Below are 25248 nucleotides of genomic sequence, written 5' to 3'. Positions count from 1 at the left end.
TGACAAGGATAAATGAGTTAATCATGTTTCATTATTCATCATTTCCTTAACCAATAATTCTGCTTCTTCTTTGCTATAAATCTCTCCATCTAAGGTTTTATTGAGTAATTCACTTAAAACCGCTTTATACTTTGGCCCTGGTTGATATCCCATTGTTTTCAAATCATTCCCATTTAAGGGTGCATGAATATCTGACCATTTCGTTAAATATTGCCAAATAATATGGCGAATATTTTTATTAGACTGAACAGCTATAAGGATTAAATCGGGTAATTTATAAGTATTTAATAGCCTAACTTTTTCACTTGATTTCTGACATTTTTGCAACTTTGTCTTGATTTCTATTTCATTTTGTGATAGATGTTTTAGTCTTTCAATACTATCTTTTGGCAATTGAAGATTAGCAGCTATTTTACTTCTTTCTCTAGAGGTTATTTGAGAAATCAACACTTCTAAACGGATTAACCAATGTCCTAAATTATTATCAGGATCAAGATATTTTAACCAACGGGAAGCATAACGAATTTGCCACCATATTTCCTCATTTAAAGTAATTTGAGAATGTAAACAGCGTAAAGCATCTAAATCAGCCAATAATCTTAAGGCAGATTGCCAATAATTTGCTTCTAAAATATATTTTAGTTCTGCTTTTAAGCGAGTAGTTAAAGCAGGAGCAACCTGATTTTCAAGGCGTAATCGTTCATAAACACCGCTTTCTATAGCATAACGAATATAGGCTTCTGTTTGGGGGTCAATCTCAAATTTTAAACGCACAGCAAAGCGCACTGCACGATAAATTCTGGTAGGATCTTCAATAAAACTATTAGCATGAAGTACCCGAATTTGACGGGATCGCAAGTCTAAAATTCCCCCAAAGAAATCTAATAATTCTCCTTCCCTTGGGGGCGTTAATCTTACCGCTAAAGCATTAATAGTAAAGTCGCGTCTATATAAGTCTTGACGGATAGAACTTGCTTCAACTTCTGGGTTAGCAGCAGGGTAAGGATAAAATTCTGTTCTCGATGTTGCAATGTCTATCCATAGTGACCCAAATTCCGGATCTTTATGCCATAATAAAGCTGCAGTCTGAAACTCTCCATGCACTGATAAACGGGCATTTGAAAACATTTTTTGCAGTGTTGAAGCTAGTTCTACACCGGCCCCTACATCAGCAGAACGATGAAACCCATCTACCACTAAATCAATATCCTGTAACATAATTTTATCATCTTTTTCTGTCAGTAATAAGTCTCGAACTGCCCCACCTACAATATATAAATGCCAACCTTTTTCTTGGGCTAATTTTGCTGTTTTTTGCAACAATTTCCAAATAGGAGGAGCTAAGCGATCGCGGATTGAAGGTAATAAACAAGAAACCGTGGGAACTCGATGACCATTTTCATCTTTAACGTCTTTTCTCTCTTGATGAATCTGTCTTAACAAATCTGTTCTGGTGACAATTCCTACTAATTTATTATCGTCAATAACAGGCAATCTTCCCACATCATAAGTTACCATGATTGACTCTATATCAGGTAATAAAGTCTCAGGATTTATGGTTTTTAACTGTCTGCTCATATATCCCTTTACGGGAGCATGACTAAACCCATGATGTAGAGCTAAATCTAAATCTCGACGGGAAATAATGCCCACTAAACAATCATTTTCATCCACCACAGACAACCCAGAATGACCATAGCGAAATAACACTCTTTGGGCCTGTTCTATAGTTGTTTCAGGACGAATTGTTCTCACAGGAGAAGACATTAAATCTCTAGCAGTTAAGGGCTGAGGAATTTGGGCAATAAATTCTGTGACTAATTGATTTAACATCTCTTCTGGTTCCACATCTCGTAACATTAAAGATGCCGCTTGACTATGACCCCCTCCTCCATAAACAGTAAATAATTGACTGAGGTTTGTTCCTTCAATTTTTGTCCGTCCAATTACAGTTAAACGCCCGTCAGGATAGGGTTTATCATTGTGTCGTTTATGATAAGAATGGGCAAATAATAAAGCATCACTTTCTGTTAATTCGATTAATCTTTCTGCTAAATTCGATAATCCAGATACAAAATTCTCAGTAGAAAGTAAAACCCAAGCAACCTGATAACCTCTAACAGTTTTAGTTTGTAATTTTTCTAAAGATTCTGTAAATAACTGTTGCAATTGTAAGGAAAAACCAGGATCACAATATTCCGCAATAGTCTTAAGATTTGCTCCCATTTCCATCAACCAGGCCAACGCTTTTGCATCCCGTGAAGTTGATTGAGGAAAGGTTAAAGACCCCGTATCCACATGAATTCCTAAAGCCATGATAGTCGCCTCAATGGGGTTAGGATAGATGTTTTCTTGCTGCATCTTTTCCACAATTAAAGTGGTGGTAGCCCCAACAGGTTCCAGTTGTTTAAAAGTGGTCGGAATATCAGAAACAGTATTGAGATGATGATCGTATAATTCGATAGTATTAATCTGAGGTAACTTAAACCATTCAGCCGCCTTTCCTAAGCGATCAATTTGCTGATTATCAACCACAATTAAACTGCGAATTTTCTTCTCATTGACACTTCTTAATTCAAGTAAGGCAATTTCATCTCGATGTAAAGCTAAAAAATCCCTCACCGCAGGATGGGCCCCACCGGTCAAAACAATGCGACTACCAACTTTTAGGCAGGATAGTCCTACAGCGGCCCCTAATGCGTCGAAATCAGCCGTTTGATGGCATAAAATTAAGTCCATTTTGAAGTCTATGCTATGCGATCGCTGCTTTAATTATATAAAGCCCTATGTCAAACCTTCGTAATATCTTATCCGTAATTCTACAGAATAGCGATATAGTAAAAATCAGCATACGTTTATTAGGCACCCTCGGTAATGCAAGTTTCATTCCGGTCTAAACAAGTCCCTCACTTCCTTTCAGACTCCTCTCTGACTCGCTTCAAATCTGGAGTCATCAATCTTCTTACCCAAAAAAAACTGTATAAAATTGGTCGCTGGTTATTGGGGTCAACAGGTGCAACTTTAATGTTGGCGTGGAACTGGAAACTGGTTTTAGCCACCACCACTGGCATTGGTTTAATGGTATTTATGTATCAACTCCAAGAGTGGAACTGGCAACGTCGTTGGTATCATTGGCGGGAGTTTGTCAAAAGTTCTCAGGGTAAGTTAGCTATCGCTGTGGGAAGTGGTAGTTTAGCGGTTATGGGTAGCTATATAGCCATTTCTCTTTGGTCTGAGGCGCAAAATCGCTGGTTAGCCACCGGGTTAATTTTACAAGGTTTAGGAACCCTATTAACCCTAGGATTATTAGGCTGGCAAATTTTTTATGTTCAAATAAAAAACCAAGAAAATCAATATCATCAATGGATATCAGCCTTAACTGATGCCGATGCCTTAAAACGATTAATTGCTGTGCGAAATCTCTCTAATCTCTTAGAAAAACAGCAATTAAATTCTACGCAAATTAGACAATTATGGGAATATTTTTCCTTGATGTTAAGCAAAGAATCAGAATTAATGGTTCGTCAGGCTATCTTGGACATTTGCCAAATATTAAAAAAGATGAAACCATGAAATTGGCAGCTTAATAGGTCAATTGCCCTATTTTATGTAAGTTTAATATTATGCTTCATTTTAATCGTTTCCTTCGGCGTTTTTTCCTGTTTTTTATCGTTGTCAGCTTCAGTATATATGGTTCCTTAATTCACATTCCTTCTGTTTTTGCCCATCGTCCTCATGATGTGGTTGATCAATTAGAATTATCTCCTAATTATGACAAAAATCAAACCTTATTTATCATTGTTAGAGGTAATTTATTTAAGTCCCAAGATGGGGGAAACAGTTGGGAAAGATTATGGAAAGGGTTAGATAATTTTGATAATTTAGTCGCCCTTAGTATATCTTCTCAAAATGACAATGTTCTATTTACTTCTTCTTTATATGGTGGTATCTATAAATCTCAAGATGGGGGTCAATCTTGGGAAAAGGTCAATAATGGATTTGATTTAGCCAAAACGAAAATTGATTTACTAGCAATTTCTCCCTATTCAGATCAGGTTGTTTTAGCGGCGGATAGTAACCAAGCTGTTTATAAAACTGATGACGGCGGAAAAACTTGGATACCAATTTTAGATAATAAAAATCAAACTAAAATAACCACCATATCTTTTGTTAACGATCAAGAAAATACGATTTTTATTGGAGATAACTCTGGTAACTTAAAAACATCTAAAGATGGAGGCAAAACTTGGGAAAGATTCCTAACATTTGAAAATAATGTCCCGATAACGTCTGTTTTCGTTTCTCCCCAATTTACGACAGATAAAACAATGTTCATCGGCACAGAAAACCAAGGATTATTTAAAGTAATTGACGGTCAACTTTCCCTTGTAGATCAAGCTCAAAACCTATCAGATAAACTCATTCGAGACATTGCCTTTTCTCCCAATTATAAAACAGATTCAACCCTATTCATTTCCACTTGGAATCAAGGAATATTTCGGTCACAGGATGGGGGAAAAACTTGGAAAAAACATAGCGAAGGATTGACAAAATCTTATCAAGCTGATGAGAAACAATTTAGCGCACCCCATTTTAATGAAATTAGAATTTCTAGCAATTTTGCACAAGATAAAACCTTGTTTTTAGCGGGATTTAATGGCTTATTCAAATCAACTAATGGAGGTGAAACGTGGCAAGAAAGTAATAGTTTATCCCCTCACATTGTGATTGGAATTGCCGTCTCACCTAACTATAATAAAGATTCAACCCTTGCAATTATTGACTATGTGGGAACAGCCCACATTAGCTATGATGCGGGCAAGACATGGGTTGCCATGAAAAATGGATTAGAGTTGCCTCGTTTTACCAAAAGTTTAAAGGTTCCTGTCGATGATCCGAGACGCTTTTTTGATATCGCATTTTCTCCTAATTATGCAGAAGATAAAACACTATTTTTAGGACTTTTAAGAGACTACATTGTCAAATCATCTGATCAAGGTAAAAATTGGAAAATTATTAATCTTCAAGAGGTACCGAAGACCTTTGTTAGAGGAACATTTCTTGCTCCTTCTCCTGATCTTAGTTCAGATAAAATCGTTTATGTTGCGACCAATGCAGGAACTCTTTATCAATCAACCGATAGAGGAGATAATTTTTCTATTTTAAAACAATTAGACACCAGGATTACATCTTTGTTGGTTTCTCCTGATTTTTCAACCGATAAAACCCTTTACTTCTCTGGTTTTAATGGCATTTATCAGAGTGTTGATCAAGGAAAAACTTGGACATCTAAAACACAAAATCTCCCGTTAAAAGATCTCGTTTGGTGGGGTTTAGGGATTTCCCCTAATTATAAAGAAGATAAAACCTTAATTGCAGGAAGTAATCAAGGGGTTTTTATCACAAAAGATGCGGGTAAAACATGGAATAAATTAAACAGTTTACCCTATGGAGGAAATGATTTAATTCCTGCTGTCGCTATCTCACCAAATTACAAAAATGATCAGACTTTTATAGTAACGCTTCAAGGAAAAGGAACCTTTAAAACCGTTGACGATGGTAAAACTTTTACCCCAGTTGGAGAAGATAAAATTTATTTATCAAGAATTGATACCGTTCCTTCGGCCTCTGTTCCCATTCAATTTTCTCCGACTTATGGGGTTGATAAGACAATTTATGGGTTTGGATCTGCTGAAGCTGAAATCTATCAATCTACAGACGGTGGTAATACTTGGAATACGATTTCAATTCCACCAGCTAAAAGGACTCTGTTTGATGATATTAACAATTTACAGTTTCTTATTTATACCGATCGCACCAATGTCTTTAAGTTAATCATTGCTGTCTTCATCGCAGGGATTAGCTACTTACTTTTAGGATACCTAAAGTTAATTGAACAACTGAGAGCCTATCTATTACCCATTAAAGTCGTTAGTACGGCTATTATCTTTTTGATTGCCATTTTACTCCTATACTGATAGTTTTTAAGAAGACAGCTAGAATTAATTCTTAACTGTCTATTTTTTCTCGATTTCCCAAAGCCAAGGATCATCTGATTGATAACTAGGTTTTATTCTATAGTTAGGATTTTCCTGGAATTGCTTTTGTAAATTTTGAGAAGGTTTATATAGAAAGTAATTACTAAAATTATCAGGAGTTTTTGCTGTTTTAGATGACTTTACTAATTGATATTTAATCTCAGGAGAAAGACTATAGCTTAAGGTCATTACTTCATCCCAAATTGCATCACTAATAACTAAAGAATTAGGATTTTTATTAATTATTTGAACAACTTCAGGGTTCTGTAAATAGCGAGAGGGATCATTACTCCACCAAAATGACTTAGGGGAGATATAGATTGATGAGAACAAACCTATACAACAGAGAAAAACGGTTATACTTTGCCATAGTTTCTGTTTCCAAACTATGGAAGAATTAACGGTTTGGGTGGCCAAAAAATATGCAGTAGCTATTTGAAATCCTAAATAAGAAGGTAACAGATATCTCGCTGTTCCTGATCGTTTTCCCCCAAGAATCATGTCAGCTAACATCAAAGGAAAAGCGGTACTAGCAATCCATAATATAATAAATAGCCAAGTTGATTTTGGGGTATTACGACACAGAAAATAAATTGAATACCCAACTAAAAAGGTTATAGGAATAAAAAAAACTAAATAGAGAAAGGGATGTTGATATATATATGTAAAACCTCCATTTAGTTGATCAAAATCAACAAAAAGACGAGTAATATTACGAAGCCAATTAAAGACTAATTCAGGGATTCCATTAGAATAACTATAACTAGACCAGTTAGTTCTTCCCTTAATTTGATGATATCTTAAAACAATAATTAATAACCAAGGGGAAAATCCCAATATTCCAATCACAAAAGATATTAAGTATTTTTTAACAATTTGGTTGAATTTAAACCTTTCTTGTGAAAATATATAAACTCCTTGACCAAGGTTTAAAAATAAAGAAAAAGGAGAAGTATAAAGTCCCATCATAATGCTAAAAGTATACATACCCCAATTAGTTTTATGATTAATTTTTAATGCTCGTAAAACCAGCCAACTCGATAGTAAGCTGGTTAATAACCATAAACTATAAGGTCTAGCAACTTGAGAATAAATAATATGAAAAGGAGAGACAGCAAATAAAGCCATCCCAACCCATGCCACCATTTTAAAATCAAATAATTCTCGACATAATAAATAAATAATCAAGCAAGAAATAATGCTCAATATAGCAGAAATAGATCTAGTAACCGTGACTGAATTACCAAATAGACTGACCCATAACTTAACGATTAAAAAATACAAAGGCGGTAACTGTGCTTCTTCCTTTGCTAAACCATAAACTGTACCAATTGGATTATTAAATAACGTTGTTTGTTGATATTTATGTAAATCTTCTAAACTCAAAGTTTTACCAGTATAAAGTTTTTTGTTAACGTCTTCTTCTGTATAACCAGATACTCTTAAAGAGGTGAAAACCTCATCTTTCCAGTAAACTTTTTGCTCTAGATTAACTAATCTAATAGCAACCCCTACTACAATTATTAAAATAATAATCAGTTTAAAAGGTTGTTTTGACAACGTATTCATGATTAATCAGTATCCTCTTAATAACTTAGGTTTCTAGTACATAAGAAAAAGCACAATTCTATCAATAGAGTTTACACAATGATTTTGAATACTATAGTATTGAAGATGTAAAAGCTTATCTAAAGTAAAATTCATTTAATTATCACCTGTAGAAACGACATCAGGCAAAGGTTTTTTAAGCTGATACAACCAAAATAACCCCCAAATGCCTAACCCAATCATCACCAAACTAATCACTTGGGCAATTCTTAATGGCCCCAACATTAAACTATCAGTTCTTAATCCTTCTATCCAAACTCTACCACAACTATAGGCAATTAAATAAACTAAAGATAATGTCCCAAGTTTCAAAGAATTTTGCTGCTTTAAACCCCAAAAAAATAAGCTTAATAAAATGCAAAAGACTAAGAGATTCCAGAAAGATTCATATAAAAAAGTCGGATGAAAATATTCATAAGCAAGATACTCAACCGGACGATTACTGACCGGAATATAAAGCTTCCAAGGTAAATTAGTCGGCGCACCAAAGGCCTCTGAATTAAAGAAATTTCCCCATCTACCGATGGTTTGACCTAAGGCCAAAGAGGGAACCACTAAATCCGTCAATTGCCAGATAGAAACCTTATTTAAACGAGCAAAAATTAACGCCGCTAAAGTTCCCCCAATAATCGCCCCATGAATGGCAATTCCTCCCTTCCAAATAGCGACGATATCCCCTGGACGTTGGGCGTATTCTTGCCATTGAAAAATTACATAATAAAGTCTAGCGCAGGGAATCGCCCCTAAGACTAACCAAATGGCTAAATCGCCAATCAAATCAGGATTTACCTGGCGACGTTTTGCCAACCATTGTGATAACGTTACCCCAATTAATACCGCAGAAGCAATTAAAAAGCCATACCAACGAATAGCAAAGGGCCCTACTTCAAATAAAATCGGGCCAGGAGATTGAAACTGAAACCCTAATAGCATAGGCGATCGCAGTTCAGCTAATAACATCAGATTAGGATACAAGTTAATTTGTCTTAACTGTATCATGAACCTTCTTGATCTGTGAGAAGATGCTTCAACTTATGGTAGGATGTTCAGTGATCCATAACAAAAAAGCGTTGGAAAGGTTCATAAAAATATGGAAGCAGCCTTATTATTAGCAAAATTGCCCGAAGCTTATCAAATTTTTGATCCCTTGGTAGATGTTCTCCCTACCATTCCCCTTTTCTTCTTGGCCTTGGCCTTCGTTTGGCAAGCTGCCGTCGGTTTCAAGTAAATTCTTGAATATTTCGACAAGCTAGAGGCATCTACTACAGATGCCTTTTGTTTTCTTTGATTTTTAACGGATGTTCTCACTTCGTGTCCCTTTCTCGGTGATCCTATTCCTAGGCATTATTTTAACTGGATGTAATCACCCTTTATTAATTACCCCACAAATTCCTACAGGTGGACTTAATAGCAAGTCTCCTGAAGAATATCCTGCTTATAGTGGTGATGGACGATATTTGGCCTTTGCTTCAGAGCGTTTGGGTCATCGAGACATCTATCTTTTTGACCTAGAACAGCGTCGTTTGGTTTCTCTTCCTAACCTTAACCGTCGAGACTCTAGTCAAGATCAACCCGCATTAAGTGCAGATGGACGCTATCTCGCTTACGTTTCCACAGAACGGGGTAAACCGGATATTATGGTTTATGATCGCCTGAAACAACGTTCAGAATTGCTTAGTGCTAATGTTCGGGGTTCCGTCAGACAACCAACCATTACGGGGGACGGGAGTAAAGTTGCTTTCCAAACCAGTCAATTAGGAGAATGGAATATTGCGATCGTTGAACGGAATGTCGAGGTAAGTCCTTAATTAGATTTTATTTTTGAGTCCCTAAAATTAGTAATAGGAATGACATAAATGTCTCCTTAGCTTACGATGGGAGAATTGGGTGATGGGGAAAAGCGATGATGATGACTGTTGTTCCAAATACAACCAGATTAGAAGCCTTAGAAGGGTTATTAATTAACCAGTTACAAAGATCTGGTTTATCTCCTGAACCGCTAGAAGTTAAGTGTTTTTTAGGAGAATTATTAATTATTCTCATTGAATATCCTAATAATTCTGATCTTAATATTCAAAAAATAGAAATTTTTATTGACAAAATTTTAGCCGCAGAAAATCTATCTCAAGCCTATTTTGTAGAAATTTTTTATTTAGTTAATGGCGAATATTGCCAATTAGAACAGTCTTTTACTCCGAGCTTTTTTGACTTGTTGTCTGGGCAGATTTTCAATAAAGACACTCAGATTTTTTGGAAGAAATCTAAAACTTTAGCAAAATCCTGGTTATTAAAACTTAAAAATACAACGATTATTAATTTTAAGTCTCATCAGTTATTATGGTTATTAATTGGGGGAAGTATGGGCAGTTTCTTGATGTTAAGTACGGTTTATATTTTGACCCGTCCTTGCTTATTTGATAACTGTCAAATTATTAGTCAAGCTGAAACTATTGCTCAAAAACCTTTGAATTTATTGATAACTTCTTCAGCAGATACGGCTCTTTTAAAGGTCAAACAAAACTTGAGTGAATCTGTTAACCTATTACGGGCAGTCCCTTGGTGGTCAAGTTATTATTCAGAGGCCTCTCAGTTAGAACAAAACTATCAGCAAACTATTAGTAATATTACTTTAATTCTAGAAGCAAAAGACCTTGAAAAGCAAGCTATATTACTCTATAAGAAATCTCCTTTACCTATGTCTGAGCTACAAAAAATCGCTAGACTTTGGCAAGAATCTCTAGATAAAATAAAAATGATAAATCAGGATAAATATCTCGGTTATATCACAGAAAATTTAATCCAAAAATATCAGGAGAAAATTCACTCAACCGCTGAGCAAATAACCTCTGAAAAAAATGCTATAACCAGTCTCAAGGCTGCAAAGGAAGCAGCAGAAATTGCGAATAAACGTCAAGACTCTGCCCAAAGCTTAACAGATTTGCAATTAGTTTATGCCACTTGGAAAACTGCCATTAAAAAAATCCAAAATATTTCCCCATCGACAACTGTCTATGATTCCTCCCGTCCCCTTCTCAAAACCTATTTATCCTATTTAGTTAGGGCAGAAAAACGCAAAAATCAAGAAGAAAATGCAGTTAAAGTCTACGAAAAAGCTGTGAATCAAGCAAAATTAGCAGAAACATCAGAAACAAAAAATCAATGGACAAAAGCAGTAAATTCTTGGGAAGGAGCAATCAATTATCTTCAACAAATCCCTCAAAATACCTTTAAATGGAATCAATCTCAACCATTATTATCAGCTTATCCTTTGTCTTTAAATAGAGCAAAAAATCAATTAAAAAAATCGATACAAAATCAAAAAATCCAGTCAGAACTAAAGGCAATGTGTTTAGAACCCCAAAAAATTTGTCAATATAAAATCACAGAAGAATTAATTAAAATTCAATTAGATTCTCATTATTTAGAACAAGTTTGGAATCTAGCATTACAAGCAAAAGTAGAGGCAAATTTACAAATTCAAGTTGAACTCCTCAAGCATCTTTCTACCTTTGAATATCGTCTCCAAAACATAAGTAAACTGACGGGAAAATCTGTGGAAGTTTATAACGCTGATGGCAGTTTAATGACTGTGTATCAAGGACAACAGTAGAGAATTACCCCATCTGACAAAATTTAAGGGTGATGCACTATACATGAGTGACCACTATCGGCTATAATGTACAGCGCAGGGAAAAATTCATAAGTAAATATACTTAATAAAACCTCTATGACTAATCAAATCCTTTCTCGTTCGTCTTCAGAAAACCCCCGAAACGCCATTTCTCCCACAATTAAGCAGTCATTAGGGACAAAAAGCGAAGATAACCAGATGAAACAAGTAAGGAAATCCTATCAAGCAGTACAACAAGTCAAATATTTACATTTACAAGCTGAAATCGACGTTTTGCTTCAACAGTTGCAAACCCTTAAACAAAATTAGTAAAATGTCTTGGCTCTACCGAATCTGCTATGTAAAACTATTAAAAAATATAGGCTCAAACCCTTAAGGGTTAAGCTATACAGACAAAACCCGCCTACGCGGGTTCAATTTAGTCTCGGAAGGGATAACTGGTTTCTATAGTATCAGGCTTCAGTCTGTATGTAGGTGTTGATTTAGCATAACAAGTTCTGTAGAACCAAATTCTTTACCCACTGTCGTTCGATGTTTTTTCAACGTGGGGATGAACTTTCTTCTTCCCTATCTTGCCTTGGAAGTGGATACATTATCACCAGAAAAAGCCGTTAACCAATTCATGGTTAAGAGTCTGGGAAGCAGTAAACATAATACTGCATTACCTATTAACATCAGGCATAGTTGAAAGTCGCCAATTTCTATAGACATAATTCTATGGTTTTTCAATTGTTCCTATACAATTTATTATGAACGGAGTTTAGGGAAATAAACCAATTGCTGCTTCAGCATTTCTTGTTATGTCCATAAGTTTTCCTGACGTTAAGAATTGTGTCTTAATTATTGACAATATCGTTTGTGCTTGTATCTATTGATTTTTCTGCTATTCCTCTGGCATTTAAGAGAACATTGCGCTTTTTTTTAGCGATTTGTTGTAGATCGACAATGCGATCGGTTTCATCAACAATTTCCCCTGTCAAGACTTCTAAAACATCCTCTAAAGTAACGATTCCCGAAACACCACCATATTCACCTAAGACTACCATTAAATGTTCACGAGCATCTTGAAAACTTTTTAATAGTTTATCAGCTTTAATCATTTCAGGAACATAATGAACAGAGCGAACGAAATTACTTATTTTTTCTTCTTGATTTCCTTCAATAATTGCCGTCAAAAGCTCATCTTTTAAACAATAACCTAAAATTTGATCGATTGATTCTTGAACAATTAAAATACGACTATGTTCAGATGTAATAATAGCATTTTGAGCTTCAGCTAAGGTTAAATCTCCTTTTAAAAAAGTTAAAATTATCCGAGGAGTCATTAAGACTGCGGCCGTTAAATCATTTAATTGAAATACTCGATGAATCATCTCTGCTTCATCCCCTTCGATCACCCCTTCTTTATAACCTATCATTGTTAAAAAGCGGATTTCTGCTTCATTAGTTGTGGGAAGTTTTTTCCCTTTCGTAAAAGGTGAAGTTATTTGTTCCATTAACCAAACAATAGGAGTAAAAACCACCGTTAAAAACTGAATAGGAATAGCCGCAAATAAGGCAATGGGTTCCGCATATCTTTCCCCCACAGTTTTAGGAATAATTTCCCCAAAAATGATAATTAAAAACGTTAAAATGCCAGAAAATAGTCCTAATAAAGCATCGCCAAAAACTTCAGTTGCCAAGCTTCCTATAATAATACTGCCTACAATATTAAAAATATTATTGATAATTACAATTGTGGCAATAGGACGATTCATTTTGCCGCGAATTGATTGTAACGCTATTGCTTGGGGCTTTTTTGATTGAGCTAACTGTTTAACTTTAACGCTAGAAACAGAAAATAATGCGGTTTCTGTACAGGAACAAATAGCAGAACCTGTGAGAATAATTAAGATCACAAGAATGATATTCAACATAATTAATTATTCAGTAAAATGATTACGGATTTAATTGTTTTTTATTTGCTCTCGAATCATCAAAGCGGTTGCGGGGGCCAATAATACCCCATTACGATAATGACCTGTTGCTAATAAAATTTGCGGATAATCAGGTAATTCTTTAATAATTGGTGCTGGTTCTCCGTCAGGACGGGGACGCTTACCAAACCAAGTTTTGATCACCGTTCCTTCCCGAAGCATAGGACAAAAGGCGATCGCTTGTTGTTTGACCTGTTCTAATAATTCTAATTCTGGCACAACTTCCCCCATTTGATCAGGAAATTCTACCGTTGCACCGAGCCAATATTCATCATTTTTGCTTGGAACAATATGGACATCTTCCCCTGTAATCACCGGTTGAAAATCCGCCTTTCCTAATGGGTGATTTAACTTAATTTGTAAAGCTTGTCCCAATACGGGTTGAATCTTTACAATCGGTTTCAAAGGGGTAATTAAAGGCGTTGATCCTAACCCTGCGGCAATAATTAACCAATCCACTGTTAAGGTTTCTTGGGTTGTTTGCAGTTGGTAATATTGACCATTATTTAAAGCTGTTGGAATAATCTTTTGAACTTTAATCCCAAACTGACAATTCACCCCATTTTTAGCGGCTGCTGTGACCAGAGATTGAGTTAAAATTGTGGGATTAATTTGACGATCTTGGGGGGAATAAATAGCCCCAATAATGCGCTTATTTTGAATTTGAGGACAGCGTTGTAAGAGAGAATTTTTATCCCAAATTTCTAACAAATAGCCTTGAGACTCTCGAAGTTTGACTAAACTTTCCCATCCTTCCCTTGAGTCATCCTGAAAACGTAACATTAAAATCCCTTGACGATTAACCGGAATAGGGTTTCCCGTTAATGATTCTAATTCAGGAATTAAGGTTTCATAACGTTGTAAACTGGTTTGACGAAGTTTCCAACCTCGGCCCTGAGTTTTATGGCTAATAATGCCCATTAATACCCCTAATGCTGCCCCAGTAGAACCAGAAGCGGGGAATTTGTCATCAATTAGGGTAATATTTAAACCATCAAGTAAACTCAATTCATAGGCGATCGCCGCCCCAATAATTCCTGCGCCAATAATGGCAATACGGGTCATAGTTTTTAGATAATTTACATATTGGATAGGGGCATAATTGATTATGCCCCTAGGTATTTTATTCTATCATCAGGCTAATTAACTCTGATGGCTTTATTAGCTGGCTTTCGGCAGTAAATCTAAGAAGGCATCAAAGTGATTTACTGCATCACGGTATTGCCGTTGAGCATCAGTATTATTGCGAGCTTTAGCCGCAGTATCAAGGCGTTCAAAATCACTAAACAAATCTTGAGATAGTTGTTTAGCTTGTTTTTGATCCTTGGGTAATAAATCACGAGTTAAATTGCTCATTTCCCGACGTAAACCACCGAGAGGCCCATGAATATAAGTAAGGGTGTCAATCCAATTTTGCTCAGAAATAAACTCTTTGAGAACTGACATATTTTCCCGTGCTTCTTGAATGGGTTCAATGAGAACTTGTAATTGTTCAATTTTCTCAGGGGAATAGGTAGTTGGGATCTTAGCTTGAGGGCCACTGCAACTGACACAGAAGATGGCAACAGCAACCAACAACAGGGACAAAATAGACCGAAGACGTGGCATAATTTTAATTTCTAGTATGATACTGAGTAAACTCCTCAGTTGATTTTCGCAAGAATTTAGTAAGTTGGTCAATATAAATTCAGAACTCTTTAAAAGTCGCTATGCAAAAACCTGACGACGTAAAAAGTTAACAATTTCCGCGCCAACTTCTTTGGGCCAATGTTCTTGGGGATAGTGTTTTGCCTGATCAAGCTTGACAAATTCTATATTTGAGTGATTAGCGGCCAATCTTTGGGGGATATCCGCAGATAACCAAGGATCAGCCATTCCCCAAATAATCAAAGTCGGATGTTGCCAATTTCCTAACCCCGTTTCAATTTCTACCATAGTTTGAGATAGTTTGAGATTCTTGGTGGTGGTTAATAAGGCCCGTCCCACGGAGGAACTTTTTAAGAAAGGTTGACGATAAACCGTTAAATCTTCCTCAGAAATCACAAACCCACTGCCTCCCTCTAAGGTGCGATCTACCAATAAAGGATCTTGTGTTACCATATCTCCCATAAAAGGCAAGGCCCATTGCTGCATAGCCCAAGGAAGTTTAACCGTTGGAGATAGGGGCGTATTGAGGATGATCAGACGCTCAATTTTTTCAGGATGAGTTAAGGCATATTGTAGGGCCACCGATGCCAGAAACCCTTGCACCACCAAGGATAATTTTTCTAATTCTAAGGCTTCAATCAAGGCCCCTAATGCTTCTTGATAAGCTGATGAAGTATAGGGAAAATCTCGTTTATCCGGTTTAGCCGAAAATCCTGACCCGATCCAATCTGGGGCGATCGCCCGAAACCCATTATCTCCTAAAATATCCATTACCCCTCTCCAAGTGTAACTCTGAGCGGGCAAGCCATGCAGTAACATCACAGGAACATTATTGAGATCATTGATGGGAGTAACTTCCCGATAAAACCAGTCCAGGGAACCAACAGGTAGGGATTGTTCTTTCATAAAGTTAACAATACTTGGTTATCGTTTTCATTAGTTAACCTCAAAAAGTGGTTTTAGACAAATTTTGAGCAACCAAATCATTTATAATGCAGCAAGGTGCCAAATAAACCATATATTTGTACTCTCTGTTAATGTGCCTATCGTTGAAAATTTTTGAGCAAAACAATGAAATTTCCAAGCTCTTTATTAGCGATCATTTGTATTATTGGTACAGTCGGGATTTCCTTACCCATTAAAGCTAGTTCCTTACAGAATAACACGATTGAGATTGCCCAGTCTGGCCAACCTCAAAAGACGTATATGACTCCCCAAAAAAATCCCAACCAAATTGCAGTTCAAATTCAAGATGGTGAGTTTTTCTTTGCTGGAATGTTGCAGCGTACTTCAGGTAATATGTTTACGGCTCAAGATAAAAAAGTTCGGGTTATGTACGATAAAGACACAAAACGAGTTGTTGTGATCAATGTGGCGACGGGAACCGAATTTTATAACTACTTTTTCTCGACTGTAAATGAAGGAAGATTGTAACGCATTAAGGAGTATAATTTTGGGATGCTAAAGAGATCAAATTTTGCCTATCAATGAACAATAAAAACGCCGTCTTATCAACGATTATTATCGCTTCTACCCTATCTTTTTCTGTCATTGTCCAAGCAGACACTATCGACTCTCGTTGTGACATTTATCCTAAAGGAGAAGATAAAGTTTCTAAAGTAGTAAATTGTACCTTTTCTCAACGTCAAGGGTTTATTAGCATTCGACGGGAAGATGGGATAACTTACGAATTGAAACCCAATGGCACTAATAACTATACCGATCAAAATGGGAAACCTGTCATCCGAGAAATAGATGGTGAAACATTAATTTTTCGCTTACAAAAAGAATCGGTTTATGTCTATCAGGGGGAAAAAGCACCCTCTTCATCCCATTCTCAAGGTAACACGCCTGAAAATCTTTACAGTACCACACCTCCGGCGTTGCAAGATTTAGTGGGTTCAAGGGCTGGACAAGCCGAAAATCAATTAATTTCCAGAGGCTATACTTACCGCAATACCGTTACTTTTGAAGGGGGTAAAAGTGCTTATTATATCGAAAATAAAACTGGCTATTGTGTAGAAGTCGGCACTGTTGAGGGACGTTTTAGTAGCATTGTTTATAATTCGAGCGATCGCTGTCATAAATAATCAAAAATTGCGGGGTGGGCATTGCCCACCCCGCACTCAGGTTATGTTACTCTCAACGTAGAACATTTTTGGGGAAATTATTGTCCTATGGAATGGTTTACCATTCTTCTCTCCAGTTTCATTGCGGCCATTACCCCGGTGGGGTTCATTGTCGATACTGTTGTCGCTAACACCCTACGGGCCCAAGTTGCCGGGGTTGAAGAATTAGCGGTTCGGGTTGATAATACCCCCAGTTATCAACCCATTCAGGGGAAAGTTGATCGCATTCGTATTGCTAGTCGTGGCCTCGAACCCATTGAGAATCTGAGAATTGATTCTTTTGAACTAGAAACTGATCCCCTTGATTTCGATCTCAATCGTATCCAACAACCGGGAGGGATTAAAAAATTACGGGAATCTCTCCGTAAACCCTTTCAAGGGGCGTTTCGCATGGTGATCAAAGAAACTGATCTCAATCAAGCCCTGGAATCTCCTAATATTAAAGTTCAAATACAAAAACTGTTAGATCAAGTTCTTCCCCCACAAGCTCCTCGGTTTGAAATTGTAAAATTACGCCTCAATTTTTTGCAAGAAAATCGTTTAGGATTAGAAGTAGAATTGAAACAAGAAGCGGAAGAAGGACAAGAAAGTAATCAATTAGATATTACGGCTGAAGTGAGTTTTCAAGTGGAGGGAGGCCGTTCTATTAAACTCATTGATCTCAGTGCTACCCTCAACGAAAGAAAATTATCACAACGATTTTTAGGACTGTTAACGGAAGGCATTAATCAACAATTAGATTTAGCAATTTTTGAAAATCAAGGCTTCATAGCCAGAATTTTAAAGTTAAATCTCAATGAGGATACTTTAGATATTGTGGCATTTTTTCGCCTTAATCCGGCCTCGGCTGAGGAACCGTAACCTAAGCTAAAATCGTCATTAGAGTTATACACGGTTCAGGGGAAAGATCATGCAGGATAATAATCATCAACGTCGTTCCTCCGTCGCCTTTATTGCTGGAGTCATTGCTGCCGTTTTAGCAACGGGAGGTGGGGCCGCTTGGTGGGCCTTAAATAATTTAACCCAGTCCCCTCAAACCACTTCCCCAAACCCTACAGAAAGTCCAGTTAACCAAGAGTCAAGCACTCAACAACGGGGAGCCATTTATTGGTTAGATACCACAGGCGATCGCCTAAAATTAAAAAGTAGTCCGGTTATCGCCCAAAAGTCTCTGACGGCTGAAGAAGTCTTACGAACGGCATTAGAAGGCTTATTATCGGGGTCAAATACTGAGAATGAATCTACTACCATTCCCCCAAATACCAAGCTACTAAGCCTCAAATTAGACAAAGAAGGAGTCCATCTCAATCTATCTTCAGAATTTACCACAGGGGGCGGCAGTGCTTCGATGACTGGTCGTTTAGCTCAACTTTTGTATACAGCCACCAGTTTAGAACCTAAAGCCAAAGTTTGGTTATCCGTTGACGGAAAACCTTTGGATGTGTTAGGAGGAGAAGGATTGATGATTGAACAACCTATGACCCGTCAATGGTTTGAAGAAAATTTTGAATTGTAACAGGAACATCGGGATTTTGATTGACGAGCAAAAATCTTTTGTTAAAATCCAAGATGATTGATTAATCTGGTCTAGATAATTCCTCAAATCCCTATGATAAGCTTATTCACCCGTTTACTTCGTGTCTGCGCTATTATTCCCCTTCCCGCTAGTTTGTTGCTTTTGAGTCTTGCACCTTCACCCGCTAAAGCTGATGGTTGGAACCAGTTTAGTGTCTGTATTACACAATTGGAAAAATATCAGGTATCAGGCAATGATGCTGCCATTGCTTGTTCTGATGCACTAATTCCCAAAGAATTATCTCAATGTGTTAGTATGATTGGTCTTGCAACTCCTATTAAGGGGAATGACTCTTTAAGAGCTTGTTATCAGGTTAGACGACCTATTGACTTAGGTAACTGTGTGGCGGATATTTATCATCAATTTCCTAGTCTGGCCAATGTTGACCCAGAAACTAATAGCAATGAAACCGCTTTATTAACCTTATTAAATTCCTGTCGTGCTAGTTTACAACCAGGTTTTTATTCGCAATGTGTGATTGCTTCTGCTAGACAAGTTTCAGATATAACACCTGTTAAAGCGATGGATACTTGTTTGGCGGCACAAGATTTTCCCCGCGATTTATTTCCCGCCTATACTGAAGAGTAATTATCTCATATTTATCAACTCAAATAAGTCCGCGAAGGCGGACTTTGTTTGTTTAGCTTGACCATTGATGGTCTAATTTATTAATTTTTTTCCTAAAACATGAAAATTTTATTAGTCGCTTTCAGTGGTTTATTAATGGGGTTGACAACGGCTCCATTTTCTGCTTTTTATTTGGCTTGGATCGCCTTAATTCCCTTGTGGTTATTCACAATTTTAGATGATAAAAATAACCCTAAATTAACTCTAAAAAATTTTATTTTCAGTCCAAAAACCTTGATGGCATTTGTTTGGGGATTTTGTTATCATGGTTTTGCTTTATTCTGGATTACCGGAATTCATCCCATGACTTGGATGGGAGTTCCTTGGTTAGTAAGTTTATTTATTGCTGCATTTTGTTGGGTTTTTATTACAGTTTGGGGTGCGATATTAGTTACTTTTTGGTCATTTTTAATCCGTTGGTTTAATCTAAAAAATACTAATAAATTAGGCTTTAAAAATGGATTAATTAAAGCAATTTCAAGGGTAATTGTTGGGGCAGCTATCTGGTGTTTGTTAGAATTAATTTGGAATCAAGGTGCTTTATGGTGGACTTCTTTATCTTATACTCAGAGTCCCCATAATTTAGGGATTTTACAACTGACTAAATTATCCGGTTATTCAACCGTAACTGCTGCTATTGTTGCCGTTAATGGTTTGATAGCAGAGTCCCTTATCTTAGGGCAAAACAATCATAAAAATAAAGCTCAATCTTTAAGTTTATTAATCACTGCAATCTTAATGTTTATTAGCTTACATTTAATTGGATTATTATTATATAATCAACCTATTATTAATAATGAGAATCAAGCCATTAAAGTCGGAATTATTCAAGGAAATATCCCCAATACTATTAAACTTTATCCTGAAGGATGGAAAAAAGCCATTGAAGGTTATACAAAAGGCTATGAAACCTTAGCTATTCAAGATGTTGATTTAGTAATTACCCCAGAAACCGCCTTACCCTTTGATTGGAATTATATTGTTAATAATAGTTCATTTTATACGGCAATTTTAAACAAAAAAGTCCCTGTAATTTTAGGAGCATTTGGTAGTCAAGGAACAAGTTATACTAATAGTTTATTGATGATTACAGAAACAGGTAAAATCTTAAGTCGCTTTGATAAAGTCAAATTAGTGCCTTTAGGTGAATATATCCCTTTTGAAAACATTCTCGGTAAAATCATTAATAGACTTTCTCCCTTAGATAGTCATTTAGCAGCAGGAAAACCAGATCAAATTTTTAAGACTCCTTTTGGTCAAGCTATTACAGGAATTTGTTATGAATCTGCCTTTAGTGAGCATTTTCGTCGCCAAGCAAAAGCAGGAGGAGAGTTTATTATTACCGCTTCCAATAATGCCCATTATAGTCAAATAATGCCCGCCCAACATCATGCACAGGATATCATTCGCGCCATTGAAACCGATAGATGGATGGCCAGAGCAACCAATACAGGATATTCCGCAATTATTAATCCTCACGGGGATACTTTATGGATATCTGATCTTAATACCTACCAATTACATCAAGATACAATTTATCGCAGAAACACCCAAACCTTATATGTTAAATGGGGAGATTGGTTAAGCATAATATTATGTCTTATTTCAGGCTTTTTGGTATTGATAAAACTTTAAGCAATGTCTGTAGGGGCAATTCATGAATCGCCCCTACCAAAATACAATTTATAGAAACGCTGTTTGAGAATTATTTTAGTTATCCTAGGGAAATATTTAACCGCAAAAAATGCTAAGATAAGACTAATTAATCAAAAAACCTAACTTCAAAAAAACCGATGACTTCTCTCACTTCACCCTCCGTAGGCGAACAAACCATTGAATTAGCCCCTAGCTACAAAATTCCTCTGGTTTTGATCGCAATTGCGATTCCCCTTCTCTTAGTACAACCTTGGTTCAGCTTACCCTTAGCTCTGTTTGGTCTATTTCTCTTATTACAAACCGTAACGATTCGCTTACAGTTTACCCCAACCTCCTTAGATGTTTACCGTTCCAGTAAGCTTCTTCGCCACTTCCCCTATGCTGAATGGACAAACTGGCGTATTTTCTGGAATCCCGTCCCCATTTTATTTTATTTTCGGGAAGTCAACAGCATTCACTTTCTGCCGATTATTTTTGATCCCAAAACCCTAAAAGCTTGTTTAGAAGAACGCTGTCCCCTGATAAAATAAAAGTTAATCGGTGTCGTCAAAAATCATAAAACATTTTAAGATCTTTCAGCCGATCCGTTTAACTAAATTTTGGATTAATGAATTCAGACCCCTCCCAGTCCCCCAAACCAGACATAACTCCTGATGTTGAAGAAAACTTCGTCGAAAATTTCCCCCTTTCACCAGACGAGGAAAAACTTGAACCTCTGATCCTTCCTGCTTCCGAAAATAAGGAAACCTCAGCCACAGAATTACCTGTTGAGATCGCTTCAACCCTCAACCCTCAACCCCAAGCAACTCTAAACCTAGAAACTCAGATTCAACAACTCAGCCAACAAGTTGACTCCCTACAACAGCAAAAAAAAGCATTAACCGCAGAAATTGAAGCTTTAGAAATCAGGAAAGCCCAAAAACTGGTGGAACAAACCCAAGATATTGAACAAGTTTTGCGTCAAATGGTTCAAGAAGGGTTAAAAGAACTTCAGCAACAAAAACAAACTCTAGAAATGTCCGTTGAACAACTCGAACGCCGTCGAGATCGCATTCGGGAGGAAATGAAGACTACTTTTGCCGGAATTTCCCAGGATTTAGCGATTCGGGTACAAGGGTTTAAAGATTATCTGGTTGGGAGTTTACAAGATTTAGCGGCCGCTGCGGAACAATTAGAATTACCGACGGGAGAAACTTGGACAACTCCCCCCGAAACCCCGACACCTCCCCCCCCAAGTTCCCCTAATGCCCAGTTTGCGCCCCAAGCTTTTGCAGAGCAAACCCGCAGAATTCAACAAATTCTTGATCAGTATCGCAAAAATCCTGATTATTATGGGCCGCCTTGGCAATTGCGTCGTACCTTTGAACCCATTCACGCCGAGCGTGTGCAACAATGGTTCTTTAAGCAAGGGGGACGGGGAACTATTCGTTCTATGGGTAGTCGCCTACAAAATATTTTAGTGGCCTCAGCCGTAATTTCGGTGCTTAATCAGTTACATGGCGATCGCACTCGCTTCCTTATCCTAGCCAATAGTCCCGAAAGACTGGGAGAATGGCGACGAGGACTACAAGACTGTTTAGGCATTTCTCGCGGTGACTTTGGTCCAGAAAAGGGTGTAGTCTTATTTGAGTCCCCAGAAGCACTAATACAGAAGGCGGAGAGGTTGGTCGAGGAGCAATTTCTACCCATAGTCATCATTGACGAAACAGAGGAACAAATTAACCTTTCTCTCTTACAATTTCCTTTGTGGTTAGCGTTTGCGCCTGATCCCCAACAAATGTCCAGTTATCTCTATTAATAAACGATTTTGACCTATGGCTTGGCTAATTAGTGCATTATTGATCTTAGTTGACTACTTACTCGGTTCAATTCCCACTGGTTATTTTACCGGATTGTACCTCGAAGGAATTGATATTCGAGAACATGGTTCTGGTTCAACGGGGGCCACCAATGTCCTGCGAACCATTGGTAAACGAGCAGCTATCTTTGTTTTAACAGTAGATCTCGCTAAAGCTATGTTAGCGGTTGTTTTAATCAAATTATGGTTTTTCTTGTCCCCTGTAGACCTGGTTCCCCTGGAATGGAAATCCTGGTTAATGGTTTTTGGAGCGATCGCGGCTGTCTTGGGTCACAGTAAGTCCATTTTTCTCAATTTTACCGGAGGAAAATCTGTGGCCGCCAGTTTAGGGGTTTTGTTGGTGCTTAACCCCATCATTGCTTTGGGAACCCTTGGCAGTTTTTTGGCAATGTTGGCCATTTCTCGCATTGTTTCTTTGAGTTCCATCACAGGAGTAATCGCGGTTAATATTATGATGGTGGCCTTAAATCAACCCTTACCCTATTGTTTATTTGGGGTGATTGTGGGAATTTATGTAATTGTTCGTCATCGGACTAATATTATTCGTCTTTTGGAAGGAACAGAACCGAGAATTGGGCAAAAATTACAGAAAGAAGAAGCAAAACCGATCTAAATGTCCAAATGAAGTCTTAAGGCTGCATTTACTAATTCCATAATGGCTTCACTCAAGATTCCAATCGCTGACTCCTGAATACGTTCTTTAGAGATGGTTCTTACCTGTTGTGCTTGCACTTTAGAAGGGACGGGTAAACCACTCTCAGAGGGTTGTATCAAAACCTCAAAGGGATAAACACGAGTAACATTAGAGGTAAGGGGAAGAATAGTGATGGTAGAAGCAGCACGATTATTTATATCATTGCTTACAATCAAAACAGGACGGCGTTTTGCCATTTCTGAACCCATAGCAGGATCAAGGTTAGCGTAGTAAATCTCACCACGTTTCATTGCTTAGTCCATCAGTTACGGTTATTTCCCAAACTTCGTCAATTTCCTGACTTGCTTGTTTATAAGCTGCTTCTAATTCTTTTTCTTGTAGTAATGCTAAGGCTTTCTCGATGACCTGCGAGCGAGATTTACAACCTTTGCTAATCTTATAATTCTCGATAAATTGCACCTGGGATGGTGGTAAGGAAATCGATAACTTTTGAGCCGTCATGGTAGGAAAATGAGTGGGATAATACCTTCCTACTTAATGTTAGTCTATTTCGCCAAAAAGCACTAAATTGCCCCGAAATTTATTAAAAATTAACTTGACAAAATAACTAAAATATGTATTAAAAAAACTTCCAAATCAGGTTAGTCAAATAGTGAAATATATCTTAAGATTAACAGATAAGAGAATTAATTTTCTTAACGACTCGCTCACAAAAAATAAGAAATAGACTAGGAGGACATATATGGCACTCGTACCTATGCGGCTGCTTTTAGATCACGCGGCAGAGAACGGTTATGGTATTCCTGCATTTAATGTTAACAATTTAGAGCAAATCCTGTCGATCATGCAGGCTGCTGACGAAACCGATAGCCCCGTTATCTTACAAGCTTCTCGTGGTGCCCGTAAATATGCAGGGGAAAACTTCCTCCGTCATTTAATTTTAGCCGCGGCAGAAAGCTATCCTCATATTCCCATTGCTATGCACCAAGATCATGGTAACAGCCCTGCAACCTGCTACAGTGCTATCCGCAATGGTTTTACCAGTGTTATGATGGACGGTTCCTTAGAAGCGGATGCTAAAACCCCTGCCAGTTTTGAGTACAACGTTAGCGTTACTGCTGAAGTCGTAAAAGTGGCTCACTCTGTGGGTGCTAGTGTGGAAGGTGAACTGGGTTGTTTAGGTTCCCTCGAAACTGGTAAAGGTGAAGCTGAAGATGGCCACGGTTTTGAAGGCGCGCTTTCCCATGATCAATTATTAACTGATCCCGAAGAAGCGGTAGAATTTGTTACCAAAACTCAAGTTGATGCCCTCGCAGTTGCGATCGGTACCAGTCATGGTGCTTATAAATTCACCAAAAAACCGACTGGCGATGTTTTAGCCATTAGCCGTATTCAAGAAATTCACGCGCTTCTGCCGAATACTCACCTTGTGATGCACGGTTCTTCCTCTGTTCCCCAGGAATGGATTGATATGATCAACCAATACGGTGGTAAGATTCCTGAAACCTACGGTGTACCTGTTGAAGAAATTCAGAAAGGTATTAAGAGTGGGGTTCGTAAAGTCAATATTGACACAGATAACCGTTTAGCGATCACTGCTGCTATTCGTGAAGCTGCGGCTAAAGATCCTTCTAACTTTGACCCCCGTCACTTCATGAAGCCTTCTATCACTTACATGAAGCAAGTTTGTCTTGATCGTTATCAGCAATTCTGGACTGCTGGCAATGCTAGTAAGATCAAGCAAATGTCCCTTGATGATTATGCTGCTAAGTATGCTAAAGGTGAATTAACTGCTGGAACCAAGAAAGCCGTTGCTGTCTAGTCTTTGACTAGAATTAGCGATTTAA

At 37.4% G+C, this 25248-nt stretch carries 26 protein-coding genes; 16 read left to right on the top strand and 10 right to left on the bottom strand.

Annotation, left to right across the window (positions count from 1 at the left end):
* Positions 1-21: 21 nt before the first annotated feature.
* Complete coding sequence (locus VB715_RS11025) at positions 22-2739, bottom strand: CBS domain-containing protein (protein WP_323301254.1); 2718 nt, start codon at positions 2737-2739, stop codon at positions 22-24.
* A gap of 135 nt (positions 2740-2874) precedes the next feature.
* Here VB715_RS11025 and VB715_RS11020 point away from each other — a divergent pair, with 135 nt between their 5' ends.
* A complete protein-coding gene (locus tag VB715_RS11020; RefSeq protein ID WP_323301253.1) occupies positions 2875-3573 on the top strand; it encodes a hypothetical protein in 699 nt (232 codons plus the stop codon).
* A 50-nt stretch (positions 3574-3623) separates the two neighbouring features.
* Entirely contained in the window at positions 3624-5978 is a 2355-nt protein-coding gene (locus VB715_RS11015; protein ID WP_323301252.1) for a WD40/YVTN/BNR-like repeat-containing protein, read from the top strand.
* Positions 5979-6017: 39 nt separating this feature from the next.
* On the opposite strand, the gene VB715_RS11010 is transcribed toward VB715_RS11015, so the two are convergent.
* Together VB715_RS11010 and lgt are read right to left on the bottom strand one after the other, a co-directional pair.
* Entirely contained in the window at positions 6018-7607 is a 1590-nt protein-coding gene (locus VB715_RS11010; protein WP_323301251.1) for a glycosyltransferase family 39 protein, read from the bottom strand.
* Positions 7608-7742: 135 nt separating this feature from the next.
* A complete protein-coding gene (lgt, locus tag VB715_RS11005) occupies positions 7743-8579 on the bottom strand; it encodes a prolipoprotein diacylglyceryl transferase (protein WP_323301346.1) in 837 nt (278 codons plus the stop codon).
* 157 nt (positions 8580-8736) lie between these two features.
* Here lgt and VB715_RS11000 point away from each other — a divergent pair, with 157 nt between their 5' ends.
* The 4 genes from VB715_RS11000 to VB715_RS10985 all read left to right on the top strand — a co-directional run bounded on the left by VB715_RS11000 (position 8737) and on the right by VB715_RS10985 (position 11586).
* Positions 8737-8874, top strand: coding sequence for a photosystem II reaction center protein K (locus VB715_RS11000; RefSeq protein ID WP_323291255.1), 138 nt, complete (start codon positions 8737-8739; stop codon positions 8872-8874).
* A 70-nt stretch (positions 8875-8944) separates the two neighbouring features.
* Positions 8945-9454, top strand: coding sequence for a biopolymer transporter (locus VB715_RS10995; RefSeq protein WP_323301250.1), 510 nt, complete (start codon positions 8945-8947; stop codon positions 9452-9454).
* Between the two features lie 95 nt (positions 9455-9549).
* On the top strand, positions 9550-11256 hold the full coding sequence (locus VB715_RS10990; protein ID WP_323301249.1) for a hypothetical protein: 1707 nt from the start codon (positions 9550-9552) through the stop codon (positions 11254-11256).
* A gap of 117 nt (positions 11257-11373) precedes the next feature.
* On the top strand, positions 11374-11586 hold the full coding sequence (locus tag VB715_RS10985) for an aspartate kinase (protein WP_323301248.1): 213 nt from the start codon (positions 11374-11376) through the stop codon (positions 11584-11586).
* Between the two features lie 258 nt (positions 11587-11844).
* Here the strand turns inward: VB715_RS10985 and VB715_RS10980 are convergent, their stop codons facing one another.
* The 5 genes from VB715_RS10980 to VB715_RS10960 all read right to left on the bottom strand — a co-directional run bounded on the left by VB715_RS10980 (position 11845) and on the right by VB715_RS10960 (position 15806).
* Entirely contained in the window at positions 11845-11988 is a 144-nt protein-coding gene (locus tag VB715_RS10980) for a hypothetical protein (protein WP_323301247.1), read from the bottom strand.
* Positions 11989-12113: 125 nt separating this feature from the next.
* Positions 12114-13193, bottom strand: a complete 1080-nt coding sequence (locus VB715_RS10975) for a hemolysin family protein (RefSeq protein WP_323301246.1) — start codon at positions 13191-13193, stop codon at positions 12114-12116.
* 30 nt (positions 13194-13223) lie between these two features.
* Positions 13224-14318 (bottom strand): FAD-dependent oxidoreductase, encoded by a 1095-nt coding sequence (locus VB715_RS10970; protein WP_323301245.1) that lies wholly within the window; start codon positions 14316-14318, stop codon positions 13224-13226.
* Positions 14319-14414: 96 nt separating this feature from the next.
* On the bottom strand, positions 14415-14861 hold the full coding sequence (psbQ, locus tag VB715_RS10965; protein WP_323301244.1) for a photosystem II protein PsbQ: 447 nt from the start codon (positions 14859-14861) through the stop codon (positions 14415-14417).
* 99 nt (positions 14862-14960) lie between these two features.
* Positions 14961-15806 (bottom strand): alpha/beta fold hydrolase, encoded by an 846-nt coding sequence (locus tag VB715_RS10960; RefSeq protein ID WP_323301243.1) that lies wholly within the window; start codon positions 15804-15806, stop codon positions 14961-14963.
* A 165-nt stretch (positions 15807-15971) separates the two neighbouring features.
* On the opposite strand from VB715_RS10960, the gene VB715_RS10955 reads away from it, so the two are divergent.
* The 9 genes from VB715_RS10955 (at position 15972) to plsY (ending at position 23359) form a co-directional block, all read left to right on the top strand.
* Complete coding sequence (locus VB715_RS10955) at positions 15972-16334, top strand: hypothetical protein (RefSeq protein ID WP_323301242.1); 363 nt, start codon at positions 15972-15974, stop codon at positions 16332-16334.
* 53 nt (positions 16335-16387) lie between these two features.
* Entirely contained in the window at positions 16388-16990 is a 603-nt protein-coding gene (locus VB715_RS10950) for a hypothetical protein (RefSeq protein WP_323301241.1), read from the top strand.
* 21 nt (positions 16991-17011) lie between these two features.
* Positions 17012-17890 carry a DUF2993 domain-containing protein gene (locus VB715_RS10945; protein WP_323301240.1) on the top strand — a complete coding sequence of 293 codons (879 nt, stop codon included), beginning with the start codon at positions 17012-17014 and terminating at the stop codon, positions 17888-17890.
* A gap of 49 nt (positions 17891-17939) precedes the next feature.
* A complete protein-coding gene (locus VB715_RS10940; protein ID WP_323301239.1) occupies positions 17940-18545 on the top strand; it encodes a GerMN domain-containing protein in 606 nt (201 codons plus the stop codon).
* A gap of 93 nt (positions 18546-18638) precedes the next feature.
* Positions 18639-19193, top strand: coding sequence for a hypothetical protein (locus VB715_RS10935; protein WP_323301238.1), 555 nt, complete (start codon positions 18639-18641; stop codon positions 19191-19193).
* A gap of 99 nt (positions 19194-19292) precedes the next feature.
* Positions 19293-20867, top strand: coding sequence for an apolipoprotein N-acyltransferase (gene lnt / locus VB715_RS10930; protein WP_323301237.1), 1575 nt, complete (start codon positions 19293-19295; stop codon positions 20865-20867).
* 158 nt (positions 20868-21025) lie between these two features.
* Entirely contained in the window at positions 21026-21418 is a 393-nt protein-coding gene (locus VB715_RS10925; protein ID WP_323301236.1) for a DUF3119 family protein, read from the top strand.
* 77 nt (positions 21419-21495) lie between these two features.
* Positions 21496-22686 carry a DUF3086 domain-containing protein gene (locus VB715_RS10920; protein WP_323301235.1) on the top strand — a complete coding sequence of 397 codons (1191 nt, stop codon included), beginning with the start codon at positions 21496-21498 and terminating at the stop codon, positions 22684-22686.
* Positions 22687-22702: 16 nt separating this feature from the next.
* Positions 22703-23359, top strand: a complete 657-nt coding sequence (gene plsY, locus VB715_RS10915) for a glycerol-3-phosphate 1-O-acyltransferase PlsY (RefSeq protein WP_323301234.1) — start codon at positions 22703-22705, stop codon at positions 23357-23359.
* On the opposite strand, the gene VB715_RS10910 is transcribed toward plsY, so the two are convergent.
* Both VB715_RS10910 and VB715_RS10905 read right to left on the bottom strand, forming a co-directional pair.
* Positions 23356-23691, bottom strand: coding sequence for a type II toxin-antitoxin system PemK/MazF family toxin (locus tag VB715_RS10910; RefSeq protein ID WP_323301233.1), 336 nt, complete (start codon positions 23689-23691; stop codon positions 23356-23358). The genes plsY and VB715_RS10910 overlap by 4 nt on opposite strands.
* Positions 23678-23902, bottom strand: a complete 225-nt coding sequence (locus tag VB715_RS10905; RefSeq protein ID WP_323301232.1) for a CopG family transcriptional regulator — start codon at positions 23900-23902, stop codon at positions 23678-23680. The genes VB715_RS10910 and VB715_RS10905 overlap by 14 nt, the downstream gene beginning before the upstream one ends.
* A 241-nt stretch (positions 23903-24143) precedes the next feature.
* Here VB715_RS10905 and fba point away from each other — a divergent pair, with 241 nt between their 5' ends.
* On the top strand, positions 24144-25223 hold the full coding sequence (gene fba / locus VB715_RS10900) for a class II fructose-bisphosphate aldolase (protein ID WP_323301231.1): 1080 nt from the start codon (positions 24144-24146) through the stop codon (positions 25221-25223).
* Positions 25224-25248 lie beyond the last annotated feature (25 nt).

It is taken from the genome of Crocosphaera sp. UHCC 0190, assembly GCF_034932065.1.
Lineage (GTDB): Bacteria > Cyanobacteriota > Cyanobacteriia > Cyanobacteriales > Microcystaceae > UHCC-0190.
Note: the sequence above shows the minus strand (reverse complement) of the source record. Positions and strands in the feature narration are given on the sequence as shown.